Below are 25649 nucleotides of genomic sequence, written 5' to 3'. Positions count from 1 at the left end.
GCTCGACAAAAGCCATCCCTGTGCGTGCAGGACGGCTGCGAAAAATGTCGAATATGGCGATAAAAGGGGGCAGGGACGGGAATGCCCGACAACCATGCCTGCGTTTCCTTTTACCAGTATCGTCTGGAGATGGCATGCTCCTTTTTCAGCTTGTAGCCCTCCAACTGGACGATTTCGATGACACTGCGCGAGTCAGGCGAATGAATCATTTCGCCATGGCCCATGTAAATGCCCACATGATGCACGCTGCCCCGTCCTTCTTCATAGGCAAAAAACAGCAGGTCCCCCGGGAGCAAATCCGCTTTTTCCACCAGCCGCCCTGCTCTTGCCTGGTCGGAAGCGTCACGGGGAATCTGAATGCCTACCGCGCGATGCATGTTGTAGGCGAAGCCCGAGCAGTCATATCCGTAGGAGGACATGCCGCCCCACAAATAGGGAAGATGGAGGAAACGCTTGCCGGCCTCCACGATGGCTTGACCGCGATTGCCGGCAAGCTCGATCGGCTCGTTGGCGCGCAGAATCGCCACATCTGCTTTTGGCAAAAGCGCTTCGCCGTCCGGTGCCGTTACCTTCACCCACGCGGCGCCGTCCTCGACCAGCGGCAGCCTGGTCAAAAACGCAAGCTCGATGCCCGGCTTCCGCTCCAGCGTGTGCAGCCGGGTAAAGTCCGCCGTCACCATCGCCAGCTTTTGCCCATCCTGTACGTCAAAAGCAGCAGTCCATGGAGACAACTGGCGTGACGGAATCCAGCCCGGATAGCCGATCTCGTTTTTGCTTGTCGCTTGATCGGAAATCAGAACCTGCGCCCACTCTCCCTGCTCCCCGATGACTTCCACGCGAGTGCCGAACAGCGCTTGCGTCTGAATGGCGTTGTTCTCGTAAAAGCCAAGCTTTTCATCAACAGATAGCGACTGTAGCCAGCCGCGCGCATCGACCGGAACGGCAAGCGCCGCCTGATCCATGTCACGCGGAGACTCCGGCTTCGTCCATACAGTCGCGACCGAAACCGATACAAGTGCTGATTTCATCCTTGCTCTCTCCCTTCCCACCAACCAACCGCACGAATGCCGAGCCCCGGCGCTTCCGGCATGGTCATCCGCCTGCCTTCGTAGGTCACGCCGCCCTCAATGCCATCGTGCAACAGCATCAGCGGAGCATCGAAGTCATAGCGGGTGATGTTTTTCTTGCTGGCTGCGAATTGCGCTGCCGCCGATACCGCCAGACGCGATTCGATCATGCTGCCAACCATGCATGGAATGCCGTGCTCTTCAGCCAATTGGTTAATCAATTGCGCTTTGAAAATGCCGCCCGCCTTCGACAGCTTGATATTAATCATGTCGGCTGCGCGGTTTTGCAAAACCTGCAACGCCTGTGCCGGCGAAAATACACTTTCGTCAGCCATGATTGGCGTATTGACCGAATCCGTAACCCGCTTCAAGCCCTCCAGATCATGCGCTTTGACAGGCTGTTCAATCAGTTCGATACCCAGTCCCATGTCCTCCATTTTGCGAATCGACTGAATCGCTTCCTTCACTTGCCATCCCTGGTTGGCATCAAGACGAATCTTCACCTGATTGCCCACGGTTTTGCGTATTTCCTGAATACGCACGATATCATTCTCAATCTTGTCTTTGCCCACCTTGATTTTCAACGCGGTAAAACCTTGCTGCAAATAAGCTGCCGCGTCCTCGCCCATTTCCTTTGGCGAATTGACGCTGATGGTATAATCGGTCTCCAACTGGTCGCGGTACCCGCCAAGAAACTGGTACAGCGGCATTCCCGCCCGTTGGGAAATCAGATCGTACAGCGCGATATCCACCGCCGCCTTGGCACTCGGATTGCCGATCATGGATTGATGCAACGTCTGGAACACGCCCTCGTAGGCAATCAGATTCAGGCCAACCAGTTGCGGCTTCATTGTGTTCAAAATAGCAGACGTGATGCTCTCGATGCTGTCTCCCGTAATCACCACAGTAGCGGAAGCTTCCCCCCACCCTACCATGCCGTTGTCGCACGTGATTTTTACCAGGACGGACTCCAGGTTATGTACCGTCCGCAAAGCCGTTTTAAACGGTTTTTTCAGCGGAACAGAAATTCTTTTCACTTCGATGTCTTGAATAATCATATTTTCCTCCATCTTTTCGCACGAGTGCTTTCATGATCCAAAAAGGAGGGAGAGTCATTTCGTCCGCCTGAAATGACCTCTCCCGGCACAACGGGTTTATTTCACGACCGCTTTTCTCAGATCCATGTAGCTGAGAGAAGAGCTTTGGATTCCGCTGACCTGATCGCTGGTCAAAAGCGAAGTGTTGTAGAAGTAGAGGGGAGCTACCGGCGCTTCATTCAGCAAGATTTTTTCGGCGTCATGCAGCAGTTGCAGGCGTTTGGCGTCGTCTGCCTCTTTGTACGCGTCTGCAATCAGCTTGTCGTATTCGGCATTAGCCCAGCCGGTGCGGTTGCTGCCGTTTTTCGACTGGAAGATGTCGAGGAAGTTGATTGCATCTCCAAAATCAGGCAGCCAGGACGAACGGGCGATCTGGTACTCCAGTTTCTTTTGCATATCGGTCAATACTTGCCCTTCTACCTTTTGCAGCTTCACATCGACCCCCAATGTTTGCTTCCACATTTCCTGCGCGGCCTGAGCTGTTTTTTCGTTGGCTGTGCCGCTGCGATACGTAAGCGTTACTTCGGGCAAGGTGGTGTAGCCTTTTTCCTTCATCCCCTGCTCCAGCAGCCTTTTTGCTTCTGCCGGATCGTACTTCACCAGCTCGCCGCCTACCTGACGGAAATCACCCGAGCCGTTGGCATCCGGCAAACCAAAGGAAACGAACCCGGTTCCCGGCTTTTGCTGACGCATCAGCACATGGTCAACCAATGTCTGACGGTCAATGGCCAGGCTGAACGCTTTGCGGATATTGGCATTGTCAAACGGCTCCTTGGTCACATTGAAGCGGTAGAACTCGGTACCCGCGCCGTCTTTTACGTAAACCTTGCCTTCCTTGAACAACTGGTCGGCCATGTCCGCCGGAACGGTTGTGGTTCTGTGCAGCTCTCCGTTCGTAAACATTTGATACTCGGTATTCTCGTCGTCGATCATTTTCCAGACAGCACCAGCCAACGTTACGTTCGCCGCATCCCAGTAGTTCTCGTTTTTCATGATTTTTAATTCGCTGTCATGCTTCCATTCCGTCAGCTTGAACGGCCCGTTGCCTACGAAGGTTGATGCCTCTGCTGCCCACTTCGCATCCTTTTCCACTGTGGCCTTGTGTACCGGGAAAAAGGCCGGGTTGGACGCCAGTAGCAACATCCAGGAGGCAGGCTGCGCCAGTTTGACCTCCAGTGTCTTATCGTCGAGAGCTTTTACCTGTACGTCGTCTGCTGAGCCTTTGCCACTGTTGTATGCTTCTGCCCCTTCAATCATGAATGCAAGGAAGGCCGCCGGAGAGGCGAGCGCCGGGTCAAGCATGCGCTTCCAGGCGTACTCAAAGTCTTGTGCTTTTACGGGCTCGCCATTGCTCCATTGGTTGTCGCGCAAAGTAAACGTGTAGGTTTTGCCGTCCTCGGAGATTTTCCATTCGGAAGCGGCCGCTGGCTGCGGTTTCTGGTTTTCATCCAGACGCGTCAAGCCTTCCATCAGGTTGTTCAAAATGTTGTAGGACGGCTCGTCAAAACCGAGCGGAGGGTCCAACGAGGTAGGCTCCTTGATATTGTTCAGGAGCAAAAGCTTTGCCGCTTGGTCTTCTGGCGACGGCGTCTGCTGATTGGTTTCCGTTGGCGCTTGCCCCGAGCTACACCCAGCCATAAACACGGAAACAGCCAGCGAAGCGGATAGCAGGATCGACAATCGTTTTTTCACTTTTTCTTCCCCCTTGTCGGTTTCTATGTCGGAAAAAGGATGGCGCCGATAGACGGCACCCTCTTTTACACCCGTTGACGGCTTGACGGTCTCTCTGTCAGAGCGGCCCGTTCACGTTCCTGTCTTCGCCTGCAAAGCAGCCAGCGTTTTTTTCGCGCGCGGATCTTGCAGCCAACAGGATACCGCGTGCTTGCTGTGCACGGTCGTTTCCGCAGGTTGATAGTTCCGGCATACCTCCAGCGCATAGTCGCAGCGTGCCGCAAACGCGCAGCCAAGCGGAGGCGCAAACAAATCGGGCGGAGTGCCGGGAATGGGACTGAGCGGTATCGAGCGATCCGCATCCAGACGCGGCATCGAAGCGAGCAAGCCTTTGGTGTACGGATGCTGGGGATTATAGAAAATGTCGCGCACAGTCCCCGACTCTACCACCTTGCCCGCATACATCACGTTGACCCGGTCGGCAATCTTGGCGACGACGCCCAAGTCGTGCGTAATGATGATGATCGAGACGCCTGTCTTCTGCTGAATGCTTTTGAACAGCTCGATGATTTGCGCCTGGATAGTTACGTCGAGAGCGGTTGTAGGCTCATCCGCTATGAGAATGGACGGTCGACAGACAAGCGCAATGGCAATCATGATCCGCTGACGCATCCCGCCGCTGAACTGGTGCACATACTGCTTGAGACGGCTTTCCGGGTTGGCGATACCGACCAGCGTCAGCATTTCGATGGCCTGCCGCCTCGCCTCGCTCTTGGCGACTTTTTGGTGACGAATGATCCCTTCCATAATCTGTTCGCCGATGGAAATCGTCGGGTTGAGTGAAGTCATGGCATCCTGAAAAATCATGGAGATTTCTTTTCCCCGCAGCTCGCGCATGTCTTTTTCCGGCAGCGCAAGCAAGTCCCTGCCTTTGAACATGACGCTGCCGCCGGCGATTTTCCCGCTATGCTCCGGCACAAGCCGCATAATGCTCCTTGCCGTCACGCTTTTGCCGCAGCCGGACTCGCCGACAATCGCCAGCGTTTCGCCTTTGTTCAGGGAAAAACTCACGTCACGCACTGCCTGTACTTCGCCTCCGTGCGTCCTGAACGTGACGCGCAGCCCGCTTACTTCCAGCAATTTTTCCGTGTGGTCCATGCCGTCTACCTCCTTGCCTTCGGGTCGAACACATCGCGCAAGCCATCACCAAGCACATTGAACGCAAGCATCGTCAAGGAAATGAAAAAAGCCGGGAAAAAGAGCCTCCACCAGTGACCGGATAAAATCGTCGATAGCCCGTCGTTGGCCATCACGCCCCAGCTGGCCATCGGAGCCTGCACACCGAGGCCGAGGAAGCTGAGAAACGCTTCCGCAAAAATCGCAGAGGGAACCGACAACGTGACGTAGACAATAATGACGCCAATCGTATTGGGCAACAGATGTTTGCGGATGATGTAAAACGGCTTTGCTCCCAGCGTTTTGGCCGCCAGCACGTACTCGGAGCTTTTCATTTGCAGCACCTGACCGCGCACGGTACGAGCCATGCCAATCCAGCCTGTGGCGCTCAACGCGACGATAATCGTTCCAAGGCCAGGCCCCATGACCACCATCAGCAAAATAACGACCAGCAAATAAGGCAAGCCATAGAGAATATCGACGAAGCGCATCATGATGGTATCGACGCGCCCACCCAAATAACCTGCGATTCCGCCATACAACACCCCGATGAAAAAGTCGATGAGCGCCGCCATACATCCGACAAACAAGGAAATCCGCGCCCCGTACCAGACACGGGTAAAGACATCGCGTCCAAACTCGTCCGTACCAAACCAGTTCGTCGCAGACGGCGCTTTGTTTTTCATGAGAATCGATTGCTTGGCGTACTCGTGCCCCGATAGGATCGGCCCGATTGCAGCCATGACGCCGAGCACAACGATAATGACAAGTCCCATCAAGGCAAGCTTGTTTCCTCGGAGCCGCTGCCAGGCTTCCTGCCAGAATGTCAGTTGAGGCCGCACAATCGCTTCCGCATGGAGGTTGTCTTTGCGCATCGGGATAAACAAGTCGTCAGAAACGATCATCCTTCGCTCTCCTTTCGATGTAACTTGATCCGCGGGTCAATTATGCCGTACAACACATCGACGACAAACATCATGAAGATCAACAGGGCGCTGTAAAACACGGTCGTGCCCATGATGACGGAATAGTCGCGGTTGATAATGCCCGCCACGAAATATTTGCCCATACCCGGAATCGCGAAAATTTTCTCGATGACAAAGCTCCCTGTCAACACATTGGCAATGAGTGCGCCCAGCAGCGTGACGACGGGCAAGATCGCATTGCGCAAGGCATGTTTGACCACAATCGTCACAGGCTTCAATCCTTTGGCTTTGGCCGTCTCGATATACTCCTGCGTCAATATTTCCAGCATGTTTGTCCGCGTCAGACGAGCAATAATGGCGATCGGCCCAAACGCCAAGGCAAGCGCAGGCATCACCATATGCTGCCACGACCCCCATGTCGCTGTCGGAAGCAGCTTCCACTCGACAGCCAAGTATTTAATCAGCAAAGGCGCGACGACAAAACTGGGAACGGATATGCCGAGAACGGCAATCACCATCGCGGCGTAATCCATCAAGCGGTTATGGCGCAGCGCCGCAATCACGCCAAGCCCTACTCCCGAGAAAATGGCAAACACGACGGCGATCAACCCTAACTGGAACGAGACAGGAAAACCGCGGGCAATCATTTTGTTGACGGTATCCGAGCTGTTCGCCGTCGACGGACCCAAATCAAACTGCACCAGCTTTTGCAAATACAGCACATATTGCACAACGAGCGGCTTATCCAGGTTGTAGTAGGCGTTGAGATTTTGTTCCACGGTAGCGTTCAGCGCTTTTCCCTCTTTTTCAAAAGGAGACCCAGGCACTGCATGCATCAGAAAAAAGGTCAGAGTGACAATGAGCCACAGCGTAACGATCATGGAGACAAATCTGCGGACGACAAAAGAGAGCAAGGACTCTCCTCCTTTCACTCAAAAATCCGTGAACAAAGCCAGGGGGCAAAAGCTGTCGTTCGCCTCCCCCGAACGGAGAGGACGGACGCTTCCTCTATGCAATGCAGATATGCAAAAAACCCAGCAAATGCCGTGTTGATCGCGCATTTGCTGGGTTTTACTTACGTGTATGCCAGGCATACGAATAAATAAAGCAGCCGGTGTACTTCCTATTCACTTGGCGATTTCTGCCTTGCTTCTCGCGAAAACAGCCTGCTTGTACTTCTTTTGCGCATCCTTGAATGCAGCTAGCAGCGTTTTTTGCGAGGAGCCAAAATATCGATAGCGAATTTCCTCCCCAATCTCCTCTGACGCGTAGATGGAATGACCGATAAAAATAGATCGGGCAAACGCAGACGTCAGCTGAACCGTAGACGAACAAGCCGCATCCACGATTTTGTCGTTGGTAGTATCCACAACCAATCCGATAAAAAAAGCACTGAATTGCTGCGTAATCGGATTGTTGGACGAAGATTGCGCATCGCCCACGATATAAATGGTATCTTTATCGAACAAATCAAATACCCCGCTTTTTCATGCTTGACGGACCGGCCATGCGGGACGTTCGGAGTGCTACCTCCTCACAATCGCAAGCTGGCTAAGCACTTTCTTACATAGTACCAGAACAATTCTAAATTTGTAAACAAGTCCGACTAATCTTTCGTGGGGGTGGTTGCTATCGTGAAGGAGCGAAAGGGGGGAGGTATTTTGATGAAGGTGGTAATGACAGCTGTATATTGCGTCAACGTCTGGGGCTGCGCTGATTGTGGAGGCGGCTTATATTTTCGTGTGGAATAACTTACCATTTGTATGGTAAGCTTTTTCGGCTGCAGTTACGTTTTTAGGAGGGAAGAGAAGCGTGGAAGACATCCTGTCAATCGCTACGGGCATCGCGGGGTTCATGATATGCAAAGACAGCTTCACCAAACAGGAACAACCGTTAGTTTTTAAGCATTTGCTGGTTGAGTATGTTGTTACTGTCGGATTTTGCTATTTGTGCAAATGGGCATTGCTTGCTGGCTCGACTGCTTTGGAGTTGTTTTCCATTTGATTTGGTGGATGAGAGATAGACTTAGAAGGTGTACGTGTTGTTTTTCGGGAGAACTTGGTAGAGCGGGTTTAGCAGGGGGCCCCCGGGGCTACTAAGGGATGCTTCCTTGTTCCTTGCGTTGCTACATGCATAGGACGCTACATTACTCGTGCACAGCTTCTGAAGACAGCCTACGGCAACGCTCCCTGCCTATGCTTATCTCCTTACATCGCTCTCCTTACGAACCTCTTTGCTTTGCTCAGTCCATTCCCTCTCCTTACGTGACACTAGAGCCGCTCCACGCTAAAACTTCACTTCCTCCACCGAAACCACTGGAAAAGAATGCCCCGGCAGCATCGGCAGGAACGGTCTCTCGTCTACGTAAGCAACAACGATGTACGACGGACCGACCATCTTTTTCGGAGCGAGCCGCAGTTCCTCTCCCTGCTCGGTCACCACCATAATTTCCAGTTGCCCGCCCCCTTGGCGGACAGCTCCTGGCGTCGCGCTCACGATGACAAAGCTCTCCCCGTTGTACTGCAGCCGCAACGTCAAATCCTGCCGCCAAGCCCGGAAATCCACGTAATGACGCACAAAAGGAATTGGGGCGGTGGTTACGCTTTTCGCTCCGGGAACGTATGCATGCAGTTGGCGCTGATACCCCCCGTTTTCGCTCATCCTGCGGTCAAAGCGCTGCAACGCCTCGTCTTCCAGCAAATCGATCACCCCCTCTGTCTTCAAGACAGGATCCACGGCAAAGGTGGCATGATGATTCGCCAGCTCCAGCAGCATTTTCACTTCGTTTTTTTTCTGCATCGCCATATCAGCATCGACGACAAACGTACCGATCAGCAAAAAAAGCAACAGCGCCGATATAGATAAAATGTTAATCCCCGTATGAATATCCCCCTAATTCGGTGCTCTCTGATGTCGAGAATGCACGTGTTTACAAATCGTAGTCCATGACGTTAATCGTTCCCTGGCGAGTGACCTGCAGCTTTGCAGCAGGCACGGGAATCCATGAAGCAAAGCCGGGGTAGGGAATGTTTAAAACCAAGGAAAACTCATCTGCATGGCTCCATAAAACAGGATCGGCTGAATGCGTGCGCGTAACGCTTACAGACATCTCGCTCTCCGACAAGGAAAAGCGCTTTTCCGCAAGCTCTCTCGCAATAAAAGCCCGCACTTCCTCCTGTAGCAGGTTATCATTCGTCCCGCCACGGTTGCTGATGTATTTCGTAACGGCTGCACTGACCTCCATCAGCTCATTTTCCGCTTGCACGACCGTGTGCACCTGCAACAACCCCAAACTCACCATTAACAGCAGCATGATATGGAAAATAACAGCAACAAGCTGTCCCATCAGACCGTACCAAACCTCGTCACCTGGACGAGCAACTCACCGAAAAACTGTTTGCAAGCCGCCATGAGGTTGTCTGGACCTGTAAAAAGCACCCCCACCGTAAGAGGCAGGACAAGAACAAGCAAAACCAGCATACTTATCATTTTATTCATATACTACCACCCTGGATCGAAATATTCTGAGGGGCGGCTCCCTGTAAACGAAAAGGCAGCATCGCCCTCCACAAAGGCATTCAGCCATTTTGCCACGTTGGACGGCCTAACCGTAACAGTAAGCGTGACGGACTCGTTTTGTTCTTTACGCGCCCGCTCGTTGATTGTTCGCGGCCAGCTGCCCGCAAAAATATCAGCAGTTACATCCCAGCCTAGATCATCCATTTTTTGGGTATAGTATTCTGCCAAGGCCGGATCGAGATAGCCGATATCCTGCATGTCATCAAGAATATCGGCGTAGATACCCCGGGCAATCGCTCTCTCCATGGCGTACAGATGATAAGCTCCCACTCCAGAAATTACGAAGAGCAGCACTATCAAGCAAACGAGAAATACTTTTGCTTTGACCATCGCTTCCAGACCGACTGTTCTCTTTTTTTAATGAAAGATAACCGTCGTAGCCCGATACACCCTTTCCTGTTGAGTCATACGAAGCTGCTCCGCTGGCTGCATATTCCAGATAAACGCGCACAAGCTCCCTGTCATTACGACGATAATGAGAAATACATGATAGTGCAGCATCAGTTTGACGTATAGGCTGTGCCGTTTTGCATTTTGAAGTTGATGTTTTCATTTCGGGTATCATAATTCAGGGATGTAATGGAACGGTTGATGCTTTCAGCAGAATCGTTTGCAGCGGGCGACAATTCATTGCCGTAAGAGCTGACGCCGATCCCCAGCACCATGACGCATGCGAGAAAAATAAAGAACATTTTAGACATCGTTGCACTCTCCTTTACATGTTTAAATGGTTTCATGAAGTAGCCTATTTACGCTACGGTATCGCTTTATCGATCCAATCCACAGCCCGATCCCGCAGTCCGCCATCCTGAACAACGGATGCGTTGATATGCGAGAGGCTTGAAACGATGATTCCCAAAGTGAATACGATGCACATGATAATGGACAACAGCTTGGTCAAGCGCTTCGCCTCCCTTTAAGTTAAATACTTGGCCAAAATTTCTGTCAGCAGCTTGTACCAAGGAAACATGGCAACCAACAGCCCCATGTAAAAAGCCGGGTAAACGATGACACTGTAGCCGATACCTAGCGATTTTATTTTTTTGCGATGGCGAAACATCCTGCGCTGATCAACGGCCCATTCCATGCGCTGCATTGTTACACTGACTTGTCCCGCGCTTAGCTGCTCAATCGTGCGCATGCTGGAAACGAGAATTACGCCATCATCGACCCCCAGCTTGCGTTTGAAGCTTTCCAACGCTTCATCCGGGTCTTTATTCCACTCTGACAGAGTAGGAATATACTCCTTCAGCTTTCTCGTAGGTCTGGCCGCTTTTACCATGGCATTGTAGACAGGTACCTGATTTCCCAGCAACGTCACATAACGATTGATGAAGCGGGCAATATCTGTACTCAGCATATCCTCGCGATTTCCCGCCCACATCTTCAAAGCCAGGTACGGAAGGAAGTACCCTCCGCCGGAAGCAAGGCACATCGACAAAAGCGGGAATGATTCCACACGGTACAAAACGACCCAAATAAGAACGAGAATGCAAACGGAACTCCCACACAACAGTTGTAGAAATACCCACTCCGCTTTTCCCCAGCCAAATGGTCTCCCTGCCCGGGAAAGCAGTTGTTCCCACTGTTCATCTTCAGCGGATTTGACCGTCCTCTCCCATCCTTGCCACCACTTCGCAGAGACGAATAACGACGGCCTTTGGCTCTGCACCAAGTGCTTTCCGACAAAGAAGACAGCAAGAAATGTAAAGAAAGAACCTAACCCCAGCCATGTATACATGACGAGCAAATCCATTAGCGATACCTCCTCCCCCAAATGAACGCAAGCAGGATGGAGAATGACCAGACCGTTACTGCCAGCGCCAAAATAGCCTGTCCGTCCGGGGTGTAAAAATAAAGCCGATACGAGTCTTTCAACAACCCCTGGTTGTAAGGGATCAAGCATATGCAAATGGCAATGACGATCAAAAGGCTAATCCAGATCGAATATATTTCACTGTCCCGTTCATGCTTTTCGTCCTGCTGTACGAACATTTCATTCGTCAACCGATTCAGAGGGACCTGAATGTCTTCTGTCTCGCCCTCCAATCCACTGGCGATGTACATGGCAAAATCAAATGCCCACGGATGAGCCAATCTTTGCGCAAACCGTTCTACTGCTGCTGTAGGATTGCCGCCATCAGCAAGGGTGTTGTTCAGCAAGAGCAAATCTGGGAGAAGCTCTTTCGGACATTCTTCAATCATTTCCCGAAAAGTCAGTACAATATTTTTTCGACTGTTATAATAGCGAGCAAACAACTCCACAAAGCGGCAAAATGAACTGATTTTTTTGTTGATCCGGACAGTATAACGCGCGTACAGCAAAAGCGTAGGCAGCAAAAGAAACAGGAGAAACAGCGACAATGAAACAATCAGATTGCCCAGCAAGACTCCCGAGGCGAATCCTGCGACCCCACCGATCAAGGAAAGCAGAAGATGAGCCTCTGGTGTACCTCCCCCTATCTGACACCACCGATCGTACCGCTCATACAGCATTCGCCTTGTGGCATGCCGCAAAAATGTTTCTCTCCATGCTTCTACCGTGCGGGGAAAGAAAACACGGGGAGCAGTCCAATTATGGTACAAGTACACACCCATAAACATGAAGCCAGCAAACAGGCAGACGACCATCGGGATGAGTAGCGTATACATCATAGCTGCCTGCCCAGATTCGTCAGACGTAGCTCTTTCAAAACATCCATATTTGCTCTCCCGACGTAGCACATATACTCCACCAGATGAGGACTCAGCTGTCTCCCTGTCCATTCGTATACACCTGTTTGTACATTGCGACTGACGAGCGGAATTGATTCTACGCGATTGAACGTATCGTTCCATTCCGTAGCATGGATGGCATCGACGAAGCGATGACCGTTATTTCGATAAGTAAGCGAATTTACAAAGTTTACTGCCCTGCTGATCCGCTCCTGTGTCAACTCGACACTTCTTCCCCCATATTGATAGACAAGGTCTGTCAGATCATGCAAAGCTTTATGGGGAAACCGTTCGTGCATGGCCGCAATCGTAGCATCCGTCCCCCTGATCCCCGCATTGACAAAATGGTACGCTTCAATCGGCTCGCGTATCTCACCGATCAAAATCGTATTGGCTGTGGAACGGTACATATCTTTAAAGCAATGGCTCAGTTCAATGCCGATTTCCTCCACATTTTGCAGTTCAATCACTTCTCCGGGCCACACATCAGCAAATCGCATCTCATGTTCGCTCTCAAAAATGGTAATGTACTCTGTCTGCGGGTCCTTGAGCTTTAGCATGCACATCATCAAGGTTGTTTTCCCGGCAGCCATCGGTCCAATTACAAGAACGTTGCCACGTCCGTGTACTTGCTGCTCGAGCAGCCATTGTACAGGTTCGTCAAAAGTCGGCTGTGGCTGTGTCCGAAGCTGGTCAAGCGAGAAAGCAGGAGTCGTAAACCGTCTGACAAGAATAGTGGGCACTCTTGAGTATGGGAAAGTAAACATGGTCAAACGAGCTTTTAAGGCGGGAAGATACCCGCTCAGGCGGGGCTTTTTCTCGTTAAATGACAGCCCAGCAGCATTCGTCAGCTTTTGTTGCAGTGTCTCTACCTCTTTCCAAGAAGGAGTATAAGAAAGAAACTTTTTGACGCCTTGTTCCAGGTACGCTACTCTCCGATCAGCGCATATCCGTACCTCTTCTACCCACGGGGACAAATGCAGGACGGCGTCGAGTATTCCCCAGCCATAGGTTGAAAACACAAGACCTTCGTAGGCATTGACATGAGGCAAAATCTCCTCGGTTAGCGGGCGCTTGAGCACTTCGTCAAAATAATGCTGCAAGCGCAAAATAATATGATTATGACTGTCGCGATCCCCTTGCTCGGCCAGAGATAAAATTTGCTGCATCTCCAGCTTTTCTTCACGCGTTTTGCCAAAGTGATTCAAGTAATCTCTAGCCGTCTGCTTTATTGCCTCAATGTCATGCAGATTGACTGTACCCCTGTTCAGCTCTGCTACTCTCATCAACTGTACACCACGCTTTTTTCAGCACGGTCAGCTTTTGCAATTTCCTTGAGGCTGCTGATGTAGGATTTGGGCGGGAAAAACTCTTCAATCAGCACGCTGCTACTTCGCTGGGATTGCATCAGCCTGCTTGGCGATATGCGCGGAACCACACCATAGAGCGGGATATCCTCGCCAATCCGATAGGGCTGGCCGGGCTCCTGGTGGCTTAACAACACTTCGCACTGTACGCCTTTTTCTCGCCAATACCTGAGCCATTCTTTAGCGCTCTCGATGCCAAAGGGATCCGAGCGGACAAACAAAAGATTGCGATCAGCCGTGTAAAGCAAACGCTGCATGGCCTCTGACTCAGGGAAGCAGTATCCCCAGTCGACATACACAAGGTCAAATTGCATGCGAAAAGCCGCAAGCATGTTACTTAATTCCGCACTCCGCCACTTGCTGGCTGCATGTGCGTAAAACAAATTGGGCATGTGAGCGCTCTGTTTGCAGACGCTGCGCCAGTTCCGCCTAAGTGCCGTCTCGCGATCCAGTAAATCGGGGCGAAACAGAGATAGCTGATGCTGCTGAAGTTTAAAAAAGCGGGTTAAATCGGGTTTTGCAACGTTCATGTCAAGAACGGCAACATTTTTTGTCGGGTACTGTCTGGCGAGCAAAACCGGATAATTGATGCAAAACGTAGTAATTCCCGAAGCGCCATAACTCATGAGGGCGTACACCTGACCGCTGCTTTCGCTTCTGTGATTTTCCATCCCTTCGTGGACAAGGCCCAGGATCAGGCTGATTTGTCCCCGAATCTCTTCCTGCGAAAGCTGAGCAGACAGTACATACACCATTTCAAGTGCCAGCTCTTCTGTCACTTGGGTAATAATTGGCTCATCCCGGTACAATGGGACGATGATGAGCGGTGAATGAGCAGGCAGCATGCTCCTGATAGAGGGAAGCCACTCCCACGCCGGGGCTGCGTACATCTCGGAAAAAACGACGGTCGCATCCGGCTGGTACAGGTGAGCCAGACGCGGGAACTCCTCGGATGATTCCGCTACCAATACCTCGCTCGTATTCGGCATATACGTCTTGGCTAACGACTTCATCGGATAACAAACCAAAATTTTCATGACGCTTGCTCCTTTGAAACCATAATATGGCCTACCTGCAGCATGCCGTATGACATTGCTTCATTAAGGATTACGTACTCTCGATCCGTCAAATTGAATCCTAGAAAGGCAGGTAACGCGGTGGGCTGCACCCGATAATCATGATATCTTTTCCCACTATTGGACTGAGGTTTTTCGCGAGCCCCGTTAAATACGGCATCCATCTGATCTGGAGACGGCAGCAGACTTGGCTTCAACGTGTAAATCTCAGTGCCATTGCTGTCTCTTACGCTGACCAGTTGGCTCTCAAAAAGAAACTCCGCCGTATCATTCGTCTTTTTGAATTGAACAGGCTCCGGGTAATCCTGCAATTCAGCCAGGCTCTTGTACTTGACCCAGATTTTCACATGGTCACCCTTGCGCAGCTCTGTCAAAGGCTGAATCGAGAGCAACGGAAACTCATACCTCGCCTCACCTTTTTCAGGCAGAAGCTGTGAATCTGTCAGCTTGCTTGTTAACAGTTGCTCGCCTTGATAAATCGTTTGCGTGCTTCTTTTGCCAATCACAGCATTTACATCACGCGCCGCTTCTGGCAGGATTTCATCCATTTCCTCCTGTACGAGCACGACATCGTCCTCAGTAATCGGCTCAAAAGGTGAGATTTCTTTTCCGGCGGCCACTTTGACGACTGGCGCAAACAGCTTTTCCGTGGCCAACGCATCTATATATTGGGTGGCGGCATAGAAGGAGGAGCCTGCCAGAAGAAACGAGATCAGGCATATCACGAGCATGGTTTGCTTTTTCATAACACCCTTCCTTTGTGAGCATGAATCAGGGATCGAAACTCACTTTCTTCTTCTGGAAAAAGCTCCAGCAAAAAATGAGCCTTTGCGTGCGCCATCGCAGCCTTCTCTTCATCAACGAGAGGAATCTGGCAATCTATTTGCGAAACACTTGGACCCCAGAGTGACAGCGTCCCTTCTACTTTTTTCATGACGGATGAACGAGAGAGATGGGTATTCCATTTGTTTGCGATGAATCTCAATTTGCCTTTTTCTGTAACCCACCAGCTTGGAGCGGGCTCTACCAGGAATAAGCGAGTAAGACGTGCGATATCTGCATCAAAAACAACCCATACTTCATCCGCCAGTTCGAAAATTTGCCTTGCCTCGCTACGATTCCAGTATGAAGAAACATCTATGAACACAATCGGACTGTCTTTGCTTGATCGGAGTATCCAGTTGGCTATATCCGTGCGGGAAGATTCTTGGTGATTTTGAAATGGGGTGTCGATCTGGATGCGAAGTTGATTATGTTGCATGAGGAGCAATGATGTCGGAGAAAGATTCTTGTATGATCGAACTCTGCGTTCATAATCAAGAGCGAAGTAGAAGTAGGAAGTTTGGTTTGGCATCTCACAGAGAGTCACAGGTATCCCTTGTCCTGCCCAGGCGTAAGCAATATTTCCAGCCACAAAACTGGCGCCTGCTTGCGGGTACAAGCTGGTTACAGCGATGCATTTGCGAATGATCGACTCTTGCTGCTCCCCTGTATGAGGTGAAGCTAGCTTTTCTTTGAGCAGTCTCCATTGCCGTTCTTCCTCAGAAGTATGCGTAAACTCCTGCTGTTCCAAATCACGGAATTTGGAGACAAAACGGCTCATTTGGTGAATCATGACTATCCCACCTGGGAATCATTCGATTTATTTTTTCCCATGATGTATTTCTCGAATTTCTCAACCATTTCCCTGACAGTGAGTGACTTGCGATAGTAATAATAAATTTTCCGCAGGCGCTCCCGTTCTTGTGGAGTCATTTCCGGCTTGACTTTGGCTGCCAGGTCAATGAGCAATGCCAGCTCTACATTGTTTGGTCTCCCTCTGCGGGGTGGGTTGGCGAACAACTCCTGCTGCTTTTTATCAAAGGCGTTTGGGTATTCGAGCAGCCACATATCTACCAATGTTTCAATATCTACCTGGCTTCGAACCCCTAGCTTCATCAAGTATTGAAAGTAGTGAGGCAGCGAATAGCCCTTCAGCAAGCCGCTCTTCCACCTGGCGACAAATCCGTCTGGCATCGTTAAATGCTTGGTCACATCCCGAATGAGTGATGTCCGATTTTGCGATTGGTACTGGACCACTACCTCTTTCACCAGCGTGAACAGAATGTCATGATAGTTTGCTGCGTTATAACCGCTTCCATATTCGACGATATACCATTCTTCTACTGCCTTATCAAAATCTCTACGGCAATTGGTCAGTTTTAGTTGATTCAGATGTTCATAAAACTCCTCCAGATCATACTGAACCGTGAACTTCTCCTGGTAGTCGCCAAAAACATATGCGATAAATACCTCTTTCATTTCTTCCAATGACACCAAATTCAGACTATTTGTTTCCTGATAGCAGCGGTTGACCAATTCGATTGCGCTCTTTGCCAACACGTCAAGGCACCCCCTGAAATTTACATTTTTATATAATAATAGACATTTTGTAACATCTTTCGTCACTCGTCAAATCTTTTTTGTAAGATTTTGTAACGGGTTTGTGAATTTGGGGATCGCCCTGCACGCATCCGTGCAAGGGCGATTTGTTCGCACTACTCCGCCTTCAGGTAAAGCTCTTCTCCTGTAGCAAAAAGCAGTGCAATTCTTCCTGCCCGCTCTATGACGGTTGGAGCAATCTCCATTACAATCAGCCCGTCATTGAGTATGACTCGTTCTCCAAATCGATGTACCGTCTCGATTTGGAAGCTTCCCGGCGGCAGTCTTTCCAATGAAAGATGTCTGCCGGGCTTGTGCTTCTGGTAGCGTACGTGCCGCCCAAGAAGCTGCTCCACGGATGCAGAGCGCTGGTGGTGAGCCTCTACTGTTGCCATTCGCAACGCCTCCTTCTCTCACCTGTAGAGTACGGCCGTTTCATGTGCTTATAAGCCAATGAAACTATGTATACCGTAAAAAAAGACAGAGGGCGTTTGCAAATATTTTTACTCCTCATCCCAATAAGCCGGGTCCCTGAGTTCGGGGTACATCTCTGTCACCATGTCGAATGGAGAAAAGTACAGCGTATCGACAAGAATCTTCAGTTTGAATTTTTTCAGGAGCGAATAAGCACGCTCTGTCTTGCTGAACAATCTGGGCAACTCACGCAAATCAGACAACTGCAGCAGGTGCTGGCACATGTAATCGACGCAAATTTTGGCGCGCTCCTCACCTTTGACACTTTGGAAATAAGCAGGAGGAAAATGACGGCGAATACCTGACAATACCTCCTGATAGACCCACAGCACCCGTTGTTTCTCCGGCAGCCGAGGTAGATGCGGGTAGGCATACTCGACAAAATAGTACACATCATCCGCCTTTGCTTCGATTGGCGGCTCGATGTACTCGCGGATCAAATGCAGCTTCAATTGCTTTATATCCTCCAAACTCAACTCGCGCCTGGCTTGCTCAGGCGTCCACCTCTTGACGTTTTCGATAGCGTAACGGACGATTAGCTGGACCTTCTGCTTGCGGTACTGCGCATCTTCGAATTCATACGGAGAAAAACGTTTCTGCTCTCCGTTAAGAATGCGTTTGTACCGATCGACAATTTTTGACGGCACTGTCCCCTCACTCCCATCCCATTTTTGGAATATACTCCTAAATTACCACGAGTGATTGGGACAAAAATAACAGTGCCTGTCCGCATTATCTAGGCATTGCGTCATACACCCCTGATTGCGAGACACGATCAACGGTTACATCCAGCTCTCCCCAAATCACAGGGATGCGCTGCTCTACCTCCACTTGCAGATGATAAATGCCCTGCCGATACAAAGAGGCTCGCTCTCCTTTTTGATGCACAACGGAAATCCCCGTCGCCTTGTTCTCCAGTGAGGGCTTGTTTAGCCTCCATAAAACGTCAGCCTCTTCACGCGCGCCCCTGATTACCTTAGCATCGGCTTGTTCGGCTTCCTGACTGGTGGCATAGAGCCTTCTCTGCGTTTTCCCCTCGGTGTCCGTATACTCCCACAAGCCTGCTGCCCTCGCCCCCTTTGTAACCAGATCGGCCGTATGCTGCACGTTCATTTTCAAATAATCGGCCTGCTCCGCAAACAACAGCAACGACAACAAGCTGCCCAAACAAAAGAGAAAAAAGAGCATTGTAATCATCGTAGCTCCGCTCTCTTCTTCTGCCCCCCTCTGTAGACGCTGCCATAGAGCGATCATTTTTTATCCTCCGCATTTTCAATCATCATATGGTAGCTCTCGGACAGCTCATAAACCGCCCCCGTAGCCAGCAAACGGAAGGTCAGCCTGGCCTCAGCTTTAAAATGGTTTCCCTTTTTCCAGCCGCCTCCCCCCAGCTCAAGTACGATATCGCGATCGGCAACCTCCATGCCCTGGTCAAGCTCGGACATGCCCCTCTCTTTCGCATGGTATTTCGCCAGTCCAAAATTAGGTTGCACAGCAGCGATTCTGCCAGCCTCGTATGCGGCTGCCAAAGCTTTTTGGCGGTTGTACAAAATCGTGAATTGATCGAAGGAAAACACGATCAGCAGCCAGACCAATGGAAAAACCAGCACAAACTCAATCAATTGACTGCCCCGCTCGTCTCGCAACCATCGCTTCAGCGTTGTTTTCATCAGGATGCTCCCACCTTATGCAGCATTTGGCGGAGCAAAAAAGCACCCAGCAAAAATACGGCGTAAGGAAAGGCAAACGCTGTTTTGTTTACACCCGGAAGCCAGAGCTGCCGATGCGCCTTCCATCCCGCTGCAATCACAAGCAAATTTTCCCCGAGTCGGGACCAGCTGCGTGGATAAACCACGACAAACAGAAGGCACAAAACCATCGAGTGAAGAAATAGCAGATACAACTCGCCCCAGCCACTCCATGCCCCAATCGCCATCAGCAGCTTCAAGTCTCCCATTCCCATACCTCTACAGGCAACCGGAATGGCTGCCAGCAGAAATGCCCCCGTCACACCCCATACCGACATCCACAACGAGCCTGTATGCCCCTGATAGCAAAGCCCCAGTACCATCGCAGAAAACGTGAGTGCATTAGGAATTTTGCGATGCCTCCAGTCAAACCAAGCAGCGATTGTGAGCAGACCGCCTACTAGCGCACTGGTCATTTGCTGATCTTTTCTTGCAGTTCCTTCAGCTTGGCGTCTTCAGCCTCCCCCAATGATGCCAGCGTCGGAATAATCAAGATGAGAATCACTGCGACAATAATGACCATTTCTACAATCGTTACGCCGTCTTCTTCCCTCCAAAATCGTTGGAAATAGTTCGTCATAAATGACATCTCTTTCCCTCCTTTATCAGATCGTACTTTCACTTTGCCAAAAGACAGCGTAGCCTTGCAAAAATATTTACAACCGTTCTCCTATCCCTATCAATGCCGGCCCCATCACGAGAAATAGCAAAGGAACCCCCATAAACAAAATGACAAAAGGGAGCAGCCGAATATGTAAACGATTCATATGTGCCGCTGCTTCATCTTCTTGTTGCCTTACCTGCTCCTCGATCTGCACGGACAGCATATGCGAAATACTGACGCCCTTGGTGACCGCCTCATTCATCTCTGAAGCAATCGTGGTCAAGCTATCGATCTCCCAACGGAATGCCAGCTCCTCCAATGCCTTTCGCCACGATCCGTGCCGTTTTTCCGCAATCTCCAGCTTGGCGATCTCCTTCCCCAGCCTGGCATGGAAGCGTCGAGCTGTTTGCTTTACCGCCCCTTGCAACGGCATGCCTGCCTCCACCAACGATTGGACGATGCCAAAAAAAACGGGCACTTGTTCACGGATTTCCGCTTTGGCCCGCTTGTCTGCCCAGTCCAGATAAAATGTTGGCAGCAAATAAAGCCCCAAACTGAGCATGAGTGGATATCCCGTTTTTACCCCGAGCATTTCGCCCTCGGCCACCTTCAACAAAAGCGATAAAAGAGAGGAGGCGATCAGACACATGCAAATCAGCCTCGCCAAAACCAATTCGACCACACTCATTCGAAGGTGGAGCCGCGATATCATTTCTGCCGTTTTGGGAGCATCGATACCTGTCCATCTGCATAATCGCCGCAGCAGCGGCTCGTTTCTTTCCAGCAGACGAACCAGTGTCCAGCGAGCTTCACGACGTTCGAATGCTTGATCGAGCTCTGCCTGCTGCTCGATATCGATTCGACTGAACAAGCTGAAGAAAAATGAATCTCCCTTGCTCACACAAGCGGGGAGTCCATAAAGGATGACGGCAACTCCTATCAACATGCATATCAGGAGCATATGCTCACCCTCCCCGGTGGACACTTTTGTGCGCAATGTGGCGAATCGCCTCTCCCCCCAGCAAAATGCTGACCAGGCACGCCAACATGAGCAGTCGCCCCCCTACGGTAGCTGTCAACGAATCAAAATGATGCGGATTGTTCGCATACAGCGCCACAATGAAGACAAAGGGCATTACGCTCAAAAGATTCACTTGTGCGATAATTTGAGCCATAGCGGCTTTTTGCCTGCGCATCGACTGCCTGCGTCGCAAAATAGAGGAAGCTGCCAAATCAAGCGTTTTCGCCATGTCTCCACCCATTTCTCGCTGGATTTGCACAATCGTCGCCACATATTTGACATCCGCTGATCCTGTCCGCTCGTAAAAGTCATTCATAACGTGTTCCAGCGGCACTTGTGCCCGAAGCAGTTCGACAATTCGTCTATACTCCGCCGTTACACTTTCGTCTAAAAACGGACTTGCCGCAACCTGCTCAAAAGCATGCAAATAGGATGGCGACGTACGCAGCGAGCTTGCCATAAGGCGGATGGCTTTTATGTTCCAAGTCTCAAATCTGTCTTTGCGCCTGGCTCCCCACACACTGACCAAGCGCTCCGTAAACAAGATGCCGGCAAACAAGGCCGGAAGCGCCAGCCACCACGATTGCAAGATCTGACTGCTTAGACCAAAGGACAATACCCCCAAGAAAAAAGACAGGGTGACGTACTGATTGACTCCCCAGCCTGAGCGCGACTTGGCCAACCTGTCCTCCAACCGATTCCACACCGTTTTTCTGTCGCGCTGAAGCAACCCCACTATCTCGTGCTTGCTTGTCCGCTCACGAACATACATTTTTGGCGGAACAACGAGCAACCATGTGGCTACACCGATTCCCATGGCGACAGGCACACTGATGTCAGGCAAAGTCAGTTCCCTCCTACACTTGTATCGGCGTCGCAAAGAATACTTGCTCGATTGCTTCTGACGACAATCCTTTTTCCTGCCAGCGCTTGATGATCCGCTCGGGCCGATAGCCTGTCCATTTGAAATGTCCCTTCACTTTTCCGCCCTCGACACCTGTGGCTTCATACACGAAGATATCTTGCAAATACACCCGATCCGGCATAACCTGCTTGACGTTGCATGCCCTTTTTATCCATTCCTCGTGCGACTGACCTGTGCCGACAACTTCCGTGATGGCGACCACTTTGCGACTCCCGTCCTCTTCAAACCGCTTTACCTGAACAATCAAGTCCAAAGCCGAGCCAATCATCAGATTGCGTTCCTCGGTGCTGTATACTTCATCTGCCTTGCCAAACAAAATCGGGAGCGTAGAGTCCACCAACGCTCGCGGTGAGTTTGCATGCGCCGTACTCCAGCTGCCGGGATGATCCGTGTTCATCGCCCACAGCATATCGACAATTTCCCCGCCTCGTGTCTCGCCCACCATAATGACGTCTGGACGTTTGCGCAAAGATAATCGTACGCAATCCTTGATGGAAAAGCCGCCTTTCCCCTCATAATTGGGTGGTTTTGCCAATAACCTGCGGACGAAAGGATGTTGAAGCTTCATCTCCAGCACATCTTCAATCGTGATGATGCTCAGATGGTCAGGAACGTATTGGGAAATGAGGTTCAACATATGCGTCTTGCCTGAGCCTGTTCCTCCGCTGACGATCCCGGATGCTCTGGATAAACCAACGGCTCTTTGCAAAAACAATAGCATCGGTTCACAAATCGACCCGTAACGCAAATAGTCGCTTTCACTCAACAGCTCGCGGTGTTTGCGTATGGTGAGCGTATGCCCGTCTGGCGAAATGCAACGATGAGTGGCTGCCACCCTTGAGCCATCTGGAAGCTGTGTATGCAGTTCCGCCTTTGTTTCATTAAATTCACGGCCCATCGTGGCAGCAATTTGTTCCAACAGCTGTAACATTTCTTCTTCGTCGCGAAATACGACAGCCTCGTGCTTTTCCAGCCTCCCGGTACTTTTTCGTTCTACTACCAGATAATTATGGCGATGAAACAAAATCTCCGTAATATCACGGTCCTCCAGCAGTTCATCAAGCGCTCCCCAGCCAGTCAAGGAATGCAACAAACGCTTTACTTCCGCCTCCACATGCATGGACGAAAGCGGCGCCTGGGACTCCAGCAGCATTCTGATATCGGCTGTCAGCTCTTCCTTGAAGGCGGGAGAATGTTTATCCTCCCACAAACGTCTACCGTACTTCTCCACGATTTGTGTACGAATAAATGTTTCTGCCTCGCTGCCAATCCACCGTTCCTGATTGGACATAGATTCTTGGTTTTTTTCAAACAAGGAACCAGGTGGTGCAGATGCCTCCCGCCCTGTTGTTCGCTGATCGTGACTTCTTGACATCGGATTGGCTATTCCCAGCAATTGTCGCTTGTCGAACATAACTTCCTCCTATCCCCACAACCAACGGAAAAGGGATGGCTTCTCGCTCTGCTTCCCTTTGGCCGCGGGCTTTTTTGTTTCTTCATCAACGGGAAACAACGCCTTCCCTAACGTTTCAATCGCTTCCTTGGCAGCACTTCGCCCCGCTTGCATCATGACTGGAATCCCTGTGTTAATGGACTTTTTTACATCGCCATCGTCAGGAATGGAGAAGATTCTCTTGCTTGGATGAAGCTGAAAATAGGCCCTGATTTCCTCAAGTGTAAACATTTCTTTTCGTTGCAGCCGATTCATGCACACTTGGATTCGTTCTTCCGGATACTCTGCTTCTCTCAACAGCTTCAGCAAGCGTTGAATGTTTTCGATCGAATCGACTACGGGGGTTCCTACCATCACGACATGCTCGGCAAAAAACAGCGCTTGTATCGTCGCGTCAGTCGTATCGGGGGCGGTATCAATCAAAATGACATCGTAGCTGCTTTGTTTGAGCGTCTCCAAGATGAGATACAAGTGATAATCACGAATCTCAAAGCTTTGCCGAATATCTCTCGGGGACGTAAGCACGTCCAATCCCGATTCCGTATGGCCAACCACGTACTTTTCGATATGCTGTGGAGACAGCGGAAGCAAAGAAGCGAACTCCTGCCACTCCTCTTGTCGGACAGAATACGGGTCTACCCCTCGTTTTTGAGCAAGTGTGTGGAGCTGTTTATCAAGATCTTGTACCCACGTGAACAAATTAGGCGTCCTGGGAAGATTTAACGTAGTGGCGAAAGTCCCCAAATCCAGGTTGAAGTCAACAGCCAGCACTTTCAAAGGGCGCCCTTCCTTTTTTTGCGTGGAAAAAAAGATCGCCAGCTCACGGGAGATGAACGTTTTTCCGACCCCTCCTTTTGGACCATACACCGTAATGAGATGCTTGATCCCTGATTGCTTTTGACTGTTGAATACTGGAGAAGGCTCTGTCAGTTGGTCTTGCGAAAAAGTGATGTTTCCTTGTTGTTCTTGGGAGAAATACTGCTGGGGCTGCGGAGGAAATCTGGCGTCCATGCCTAGACCGGGGGCCATCATGGCTAACGCTTCCACTTGTCCCGATTGTACTGGTTTGGCGATCACATAAATACCCAGATTTCGAAAAAATGGCTCCCAGACCAGTTCATGAGTCGCGCATGCTGCTATAAATGACAAATGAGGAAATGCGAGGCGAAATTGCTGGGATAAAACACCTCTTTCCGTTTCTTTTATGCCCCCTAAAAGAACGAGATCCGGCCTGGACTGCTGCAGCTTTGCCCATGCTTCGTCTACGCTGGAAGCTACTCCGCATATCTCGATCAGTTGACTTCCTGCCAGTTGATTGGTTAACAGATGAGCAGCATCTCGATCATCATCTACAATAAGTAATCGCCTTTTCACTCTTGTTCCTCCTTTTCCAAGCTCCATCGCTTCTTGGTTTTCATTAACTCAGCTGCGAAGCTGGCATCACCTATTCCCGCCCTGTGATCGTCCATTACCGCAGCCAAGCCCAGCCTGATCTTGCCGTAATGCAGAGCGTGCGTTAACAAAACAGCCTCTTCTCTTGAGAGAGAAAGGGTAACCGCCTGCAATTGCGGCTGCTCTCCTTCCAGTTCTCGTTGCACAGCCAAAATTGGCATATTTTGCAGGAGAATCCCGGAGTGCGCCCCTGCTTCATCTTCAAAGGAGGCGTAAACGTGTACCCTTTCTCCTGTTGAAATGTGCGGTGAAACACCTGCCACATTATCTACCGGAATACTCATTCCGGTTCTCTTGTCTGTCAATGAAGTCCCATTTCCCGTCTGATTCGTCGGCTCCAAATCACTCAGCAACAAAGGTCTTCCTCCCTTCACTTGACGCGAAAAAGGCAGTCCGATCAGATCCTGTGCCTTTGTCCATGGAATCAATCCTGGAATGGGGTCAGCAGTTGTTTGAAAAAGACCTTCCAATGCCAAGGTCAGCGGCTCCAGATCTTTTGCTTCCAGTAATTGCCCACTCTCTTTTTCCACTGTTGACCGGAGCTGAATATAAGTCACATCATGCGGTTGTAAAATAGTGTAGGCACCGACACCGATACATGTCGCCAATAGCAAAAGGGCCAATAACCGTAGCGGATGAACAGACATTCTCCCCCTCCTTTCAATCCTGCTACTAGCGTAAAGGAAGCTGCTGGGACAAAAAAAAGAAACAACAAAAAACCGTACAGATTATCTGTACGGTCCTCTTGACTAACGATATTCGCTCATTCCTTCAAAACTGGATCTGCATGTTGGCTAAGTGTGTGTGGATAAGTCCTCGACCGATTAGTATTCGTCAGCTCCACGCGTTGCCGCGCTTCCACACCGAACCTATCAAC

Annotated in this window: 31 protein-coding genes; 1 reads left to right on the top strand and 30 read right to left on the bottom strand. The window is 50.6% G+C overall.

Features of this window, described 5'->3' with window-relative positions; all coding sequences use genetic code 11:
- Positions 1-110: 110 nt before the first annotated feature.
- The 7 genes from ACTHO6_RS19490 to ACTHO6_RS19460 form a co-directional block, all read right to left on the bottom strand.
- Positions 111-1028 (bottom strand): C40 family peptidase, encoded by a 918-nt coding sequence (locus tag ACTHO6_RS19490; RefSeq protein ID WP_440243326.1) that lies wholly within the window; start codon positions 1026-1028, stop codon positions 111-113.
- Entirely contained in the window at positions 1025-2125 is a 1101-nt protein-coding gene (locus tag ACTHO6_RS19485; RefSeq protein ID WP_440243325.1) for a mandelate racemase/muconate lactonizing enzyme family protein, read from the bottom strand. The genes ACTHO6_RS19490 and ACTHO6_RS19485 overlap by 4 nt, the downstream gene beginning before the upstream one ends.
- 96 nt (positions 2126-2221) lie before the next feature.
- A complete protein-coding gene (locus ACTHO6_RS19480) occupies positions 2222-3802 on the bottom strand; it encodes a peptide ABC transporter substrate-binding protein (protein WP_440243344.1) in 1581 nt (526 codons plus the stop codon).
- Positions 3803-3967: 165 nt separating this feature from the next.
- Positions 3968-4993 carry an ABC transporter ATP-binding protein gene (locus tag ACTHO6_RS19475; protein ID WP_440243324.1) on the bottom strand — a complete coding sequence of 342 codons (1026 nt, stop codon included), beginning with the start codon at positions 4991-4993 and terminating at the stop codon, positions 3968-3970.
- A gap of 5 nt (positions 4994-4998) precedes the next feature.
- Positions 4999-5886 carry an ABC transporter permease gene (locus ACTHO6_RS19470; RefSeq protein ID WP_440243343.1) on the bottom strand — a complete coding sequence of 296 codons (888 nt, stop codon included), beginning with the start codon at positions 5884-5886 and terminating at the stop codon, positions 4999-5001.
- 26 nt (positions 5887-5912) lie between these two features.
- A complete protein-coding gene (locus tag ACTHO6_RS19465; protein ID WP_440243323.1) occupies positions 5913-6851 on the bottom strand; it encodes an ABC transporter permease in 939 nt (312 codons plus the stop codon).
- 213 nt (positions 6852-7064) lie between these two features.
- The gene (locus tag ACTHO6_RS19460; RefSeq protein ID WP_440243322.1) at positions 7065-7406 is read right to left on the bottom strand and encodes a DUF3870 domain-containing protein; all 342 of its coding nucleotides are present in this window, start codon (positions 7404-7406) and stop codon (positions 7065-7067) included.
- 343 nt (positions 7407-7749) lie between these two features.
- On the opposite strand from ACTHO6_RS19460, the gene ACTHO6_RS19455 reads away from it, so the two are divergent.
- Entirely contained in the window at positions 7750-7941 is a 192-nt protein-coding gene (locus ACTHO6_RS19455; protein WP_440243321.1) for a hypothetical protein, read from the top strand.
- 282 nt (positions 7942-8223) lie between these two features.
- On the opposite strand, the gene ACTHO6_RS19450 is transcribed toward ACTHO6_RS19455, so the two are convergent.
- The 23 genes from ACTHO6_RS19450 to cpaB all read right to left on the bottom strand — a co-directional run bounded on the left by ACTHO6_RS19450 (position 8224) and on the right by cpaB (position 25419).
- On the bottom strand, positions 8224-8742 hold the full coding sequence (locus tag ACTHO6_RS19450; protein WP_440243320.1) for a hypothetical protein: 519 nt from the start codon (positions 8740-8742) through the stop codon (positions 8224-8226).
- Positions 8743-8866: 124 nt separating this feature from the next.
- Positions 8867-9283, bottom strand: coding sequence for a hypothetical protein (locus tag ACTHO6_RS19445; RefSeq protein ID WP_440243319.1), 417 nt, complete (start codon positions 9281-9283; stop codon positions 8867-8869).
- Between the two features lie 155 nt (positions 9284-9438).
- Positions 9439-9846: a hypothetical protein gene (locus ACTHO6_RS19440; RefSeq protein ID WP_440243318.1), complete on the bottom strand. Its 408-nt coding sequence runs from the start codon at positions 9844-9846 to the stop codon at positions 9439-9441.
- Positions 9847-10016: 170 nt separating this feature from the next.
- A complete protein-coding gene (locus tag ACTHO6_RS19435; RefSeq protein WP_005831465.1) occupies positions 10017-10217 on the bottom strand; it encodes a hypothetical protein in 201 nt (66 codons plus the stop codon).
- A gap of 53 nt (positions 10218-10270) precedes the next feature.
- On the bottom strand, positions 10271-10417 hold the full coding sequence (locus ACTHO6_RS19430; RefSeq protein ID WP_197187061.1) for a hypothetical protein: 147 nt from the start codon (positions 10415-10417) through the stop codon (positions 10271-10273).
- Positions 10418-10432: 15 nt separating this feature from the next.
- Entirely contained in the window at positions 10433-11272 is an 840-nt protein-coding gene (locus ACTHO6_RS19425) for a hypothetical protein (RefSeq protein WP_440243317.1), read from the bottom strand.
- Positions 11272-12171 (bottom strand): hypothetical protein, encoded by a 900-nt coding sequence (locus ACTHO6_RS19420; RefSeq protein WP_440243316.1) that lies wholly within the window; start codon positions 12169-12171, stop codon positions 11272-11274. Before ACTHO6_RS19420 ends, ACTHO6_RS19425 begins: the two co-directional genes overlap by 1 nt.
- On the bottom strand, positions 12168-13517 hold the full coding sequence (locus tag ACTHO6_RS19415) for an ATPase, T2SS/T4P/T4SS family (protein WP_440243315.1): 1350 nt from the start codon (positions 13515-13517) through the stop codon (positions 12168-12170). Before ACTHO6_RS19415 ends, ACTHO6_RS19420 begins: the two co-directional genes overlap by 4 nt.
- Positions 13517-14635 carry a hypothetical protein gene (locus ACTHO6_RS19410; protein ID WP_440243314.1) on the bottom strand — a complete coding sequence of 373 codons (1119 nt, stop codon included), beginning with the start codon at positions 14633-14635 and terminating at the stop codon, positions 13517-13519. Before ACTHO6_RS19410 ends, ACTHO6_RS19415 begins: the two co-directional genes overlap by 1 nt.
- Positions 14632-15420 (bottom strand): SAF domain-containing protein, encoded by a 789-nt coding sequence (locus tag ACTHO6_RS19405; protein WP_440243313.1) that lies wholly within the window; start codon positions 15418-15420, stop codon positions 14632-14634. Before ACTHO6_RS19405 ends, ACTHO6_RS19410 begins: the two co-directional genes overlap by 4 nt.
- Complete coding sequence (locus tag ACTHO6_RS19400) at positions 15417-16289, bottom strand: hypothetical protein (protein WP_440243312.1); 873 nt, start codon at positions 16287-16289, stop codon at positions 15417-15419. The genes ACTHO6_RS19405 and ACTHO6_RS19400 overlap by 4 nt, the downstream gene beginning before the upstream one ends.
- A gap of 2 nt (positions 16290-16291) precedes the next feature.
- The gene (locus ACTHO6_RS19395; RefSeq protein WP_440243311.1) at positions 16292-17056 is read right to left on the bottom strand and encodes a hypothetical protein; all 765 of its coding nucleotides are present in this window, start codon (positions 17054-17056) and stop codon (positions 16292-16294) included.
- Between the two features lie 155 nt (positions 17057-17211).
- On the bottom strand, positions 17212-17490 hold the full coding sequence (locus ACTHO6_RS19390) for a hypothetical protein (protein WP_440243310.1): 279 nt from the start codon (positions 17488-17490) through the stop codon (positions 17212-17214).
- A 108-nt stretch (positions 17491-17598) separates the two neighbouring features.
- Positions 17599-18216 (bottom strand): hypothetical protein, encoded by a 618-nt coding sequence (locus ACTHO6_RS19385; RefSeq protein WP_440243309.1) that lies wholly within the window; start codon positions 18214-18216, stop codon positions 17599-17601.
- A gap of 85 nt (positions 18217-18301) precedes the next feature.
- Positions 18302-18823, bottom strand: a complete 522-nt coding sequence (locus ACTHO6_RS19380) for a hypothetical protein (RefSeq protein WP_440243308.1) — start codon at positions 18821-18823, stop codon at positions 18302-18304.
- Positions 18820-19239, bottom strand: a complete 420-nt coding sequence (locus ACTHO6_RS19375; RefSeq protein WP_440243307.1) for a TadE/TadG family type IV pilus assembly protein — start codon at positions 19237-19239, stop codon at positions 18820-18822. The genes ACTHO6_RS19380 and ACTHO6_RS19375 overlap by 4 nt, the downstream gene beginning before the upstream one ends.
- Positions 19239-19733 carry an A24 family peptidase gene (locus ACTHO6_RS19370; RefSeq protein WP_440243306.1) on the bottom strand — a complete coding sequence of 165 codons (495 nt, stop codon included), beginning with the start codon at positions 19731-19733 and terminating at the stop codon, positions 19239-19241. The genes ACTHO6_RS19375 and ACTHO6_RS19370 overlap by 1 nt, the downstream gene beginning before the upstream one ends.
- Positions 19730-19906 carry a Flp family type IVb pilin gene (locus ACTHO6_RS19365; protein ID WP_440243305.1) on the bottom strand — a complete coding sequence of 59 codons (177 nt, stop codon included), beginning with the start codon at positions 19904-19906 and terminating at the stop codon, positions 19730-19732. Before ACTHO6_RS19365 ends, ACTHO6_RS19370 begins: the two co-directional genes overlap by 4 nt.
- Before the next feature lie 67 nt (positions 19907-19973).
- Positions 19974-20882, bottom strand: a complete 909-nt coding sequence (locus ACTHO6_RS19360; RefSeq protein ID WP_440243303.1) for a type II secretion system F family protein — start codon at positions 20880-20882, stop codon at positions 19974-19976.
- A gap of 4 nt (positions 20883-20886) precedes the next feature.
- Positions 20887-21759: a type II secretion system F family protein gene (locus ACTHO6_RS19355; protein ID WP_440243342.1), complete on the bottom strand. Its 873-nt coding sequence runs from the start codon at positions 21757-21759 to the stop codon at positions 20887-20889.
- A 40-nt stretch (positions 21760-21799) separates the two neighbouring features.
- Positions 21800-23281: a CpaF family protein gene (locus tag ACTHO6_RS19350; protein WP_440243302.1), complete on the bottom strand. Its 1482-nt coding sequence runs from the start codon at positions 23279-23281 to the stop codon at positions 21800-21802.
- A gap of 9 nt (positions 23282-23290) precedes the next feature.
- Entirely contained in the window at positions 23291-24694 is a 1404-nt protein-coding gene (locus ACTHO6_RS19345) for an AAA family ATPase (RefSeq protein ID WP_440243341.1), read from the bottom strand.
- The gene (gene cpaB, locus ACTHO6_RS19340) at positions 24691-25419 is read right to left on the bottom strand and encodes a Flp pilus assembly protein CpaB (RefSeq protein ID WP_440243301.1); all 729 of its coding nucleotides are present in this window, start codon (positions 25417-25419) and stop codon (positions 24691-24693) included. The genes ACTHO6_RS19345 and cpaB overlap by 4 nt, the downstream gene beginning before the upstream one ends.
- Between the last annotated feature and the right edge of the window lie 230 nt (positions 25420-25649).

The sequence above is a fragment of the Brevibacillus sp. SAFN-007a genome (assembly GCF_051967035.1).
In the GTDB taxonomy this organism is placed as follows: domain Bacteria; phylum Bacillota; class Bacilli; order Brevibacillales; family Brevibacillaceae; genus Brevibacillus.
Note: the sequence above shows the minus strand (reverse complement) of the source record. Positions and strands in the feature narration are given on the sequence as shown.

Coding starts and splice junctions, on each gene's coding strand:
- ACTHO6_RS19490 (WP_440243326.1), bottom strand. CDS start 1,028: ATGAAATCAGCACTTGTATCGGTTTCGGTCGCGACTGTATGGACGAAG.
- ACTHO6_RS19485 (WP_440243325.1), bottom strand. CDS start 2,125: ATGATTATTCAAGACATCGAAGTGAAAAGAATTTCTGTTCCGCTGAAA.
- ACTHO6_RS19480 (WP_440243344.1), bottom strand. CDS start 3,802: ATGGCTGGGTGTAGCTCGGGGCAAGCGCCAACGGAAACCAATCAGCAG.
- ACTHO6_RS19475 (WP_440243324.1), bottom strand. CDS start 4,993: ATGGACCACACGGAAAAATTGCTGGAAGTAAGCGGGCTGCGCGTCACG.
- ACTHO6_RS19470 (WP_440243343.1), bottom strand. CDS start 5,886: ATGCGCAAAGACAACCTCCATGCGGAAGCGATTGTGCGGCCTCAACTG.
- ACTHO6_RS19450 (WP_440243320.1), bottom strand. CDS start 8,742: ATGGCGATGCAGAAAAAAAACGAAGTGAAAATGCTGCTGGAGCTGGCG.
- ACTHO6_RS19445 (WP_440243319.1), bottom strand. CDS start 9,283: ATGGGACAGCTTGTTGCTGTTATTTTCCATATCATGCTGCTGTTAATG.
- ACTHO6_RS19440 (WP_440243318.1), bottom strand. CDS start 9,846: ATGGTCAAAGCAAAAGTATTTCTCGTTTGCTTGATAGTGCTGCTCTTC.
- ACTHO6_RS19435 (WP_005831465.1), bottom strand. CDS start 10,217: ATGTCTAAAATGTTCTTTATTTTTCTCGCATGCGTCATGGTGCTGGGG.
- ACTHO6_RS19425 (WP_440243317.1), bottom strand. CDS start 11,272: ATGGATTTGCTCGTCATGTATACATGGCTGGGGTTAGGTTCTTTCTTT.
- ACTHO6_RS19420 (WP_440243316.1), bottom strand. CDS start 12,171: ATGATGTATACGCTACTCATCCCGATGGTCGTCTGCCTGTTTGCTGGC.
- ACTHO6_RS19415 (WP_440243315.1), bottom strand. CDS start 13,517: ATGAGAGTAGCAGAGCTGAACAGGGGTACAGTCAATCTGCATGACATT.
- ACTHO6_RS19410 (WP_440243314.1), bottom strand. CDS start 14,635: ATGAAAATTTTGGTTTGTTATCCGATGAAGTCGTTAGCCAAGACGTAT.
- ACTHO6_RS19405 (WP_440243313.1), bottom strand. CDS start 15,420: ATGAAAAAGCAAACCATGCTCGTGATATGCCTGATCTCGTTTCTTCTG.
- ACTHO6_RS19400 (WP_440243312.1), bottom strand. CDS start 16,289: ATGATTCACCAAATGAGCCGTTTTGTCTCCAAATTCCGTGATTTGGAA.
- ACTHO6_RS19390 (WP_440243310.1), bottom strand. CDS start 17,490: ATGGCAACAGTAGAGGCTCACCACCAGCGCTCTGCATCCGTGGAGCAG.
- ACTHO6_RS19380 (WP_440243308.1), bottom strand. CDS start 18,823: ATGATCGCTCTATGGCAGCGTCTACAGAGGGGGGCAGAAGAAGAGAGC.
- ACTHO6_RS19375 (WP_440243307.1), bottom strand. CDS start 19,239: ATGAAAACAACGCTGAAGCGATGGTTGCGAGACGAGCGGGGCAGTCAA.
- ACTHO6_RS19370 (WP_440243306.1), bottom strand. CDS start 19,733: ATGACCAGTGCGCTAGTAGGCGGTCTGCTCACAATCGCTGCTTGGTTT.
- ACTHO6_RS19365 (WP_440243305.1), bottom strand. CDS start 19,906: ATGTCATTTATGACGAACTATTTCCAACGATTTTGGAGGGAAGAAGAC.
- ACTHO6_RS19360 (WP_440243303.1), bottom strand. CDS start 20,882: ATGCTCCTGATATGCATGTTGATAGGAGTTGCCGTCATCCTTTATGGA.
- ACTHO6_RS19355 (WP_440243342.1), bottom strand. CDS start 21,759: ATGGGAATCGGTGTAGCCACATGGTTGCTCGTTGTTCCGCCAAAAATG.
- ACTHO6_RS19350 (WP_440243302.1), bottom strand. CDS start 23,281: ATGTTCGACAAGCGACAATTGCTGGGAATAGCCAATCCGATGTCAAGA.
- cpaB (WP_440243301.1), bottom strand. CDS start 25,419: ATGTCTGTTCATCCGCTACGGTTATTGGCCCTTTTGCTATTGGCGACA.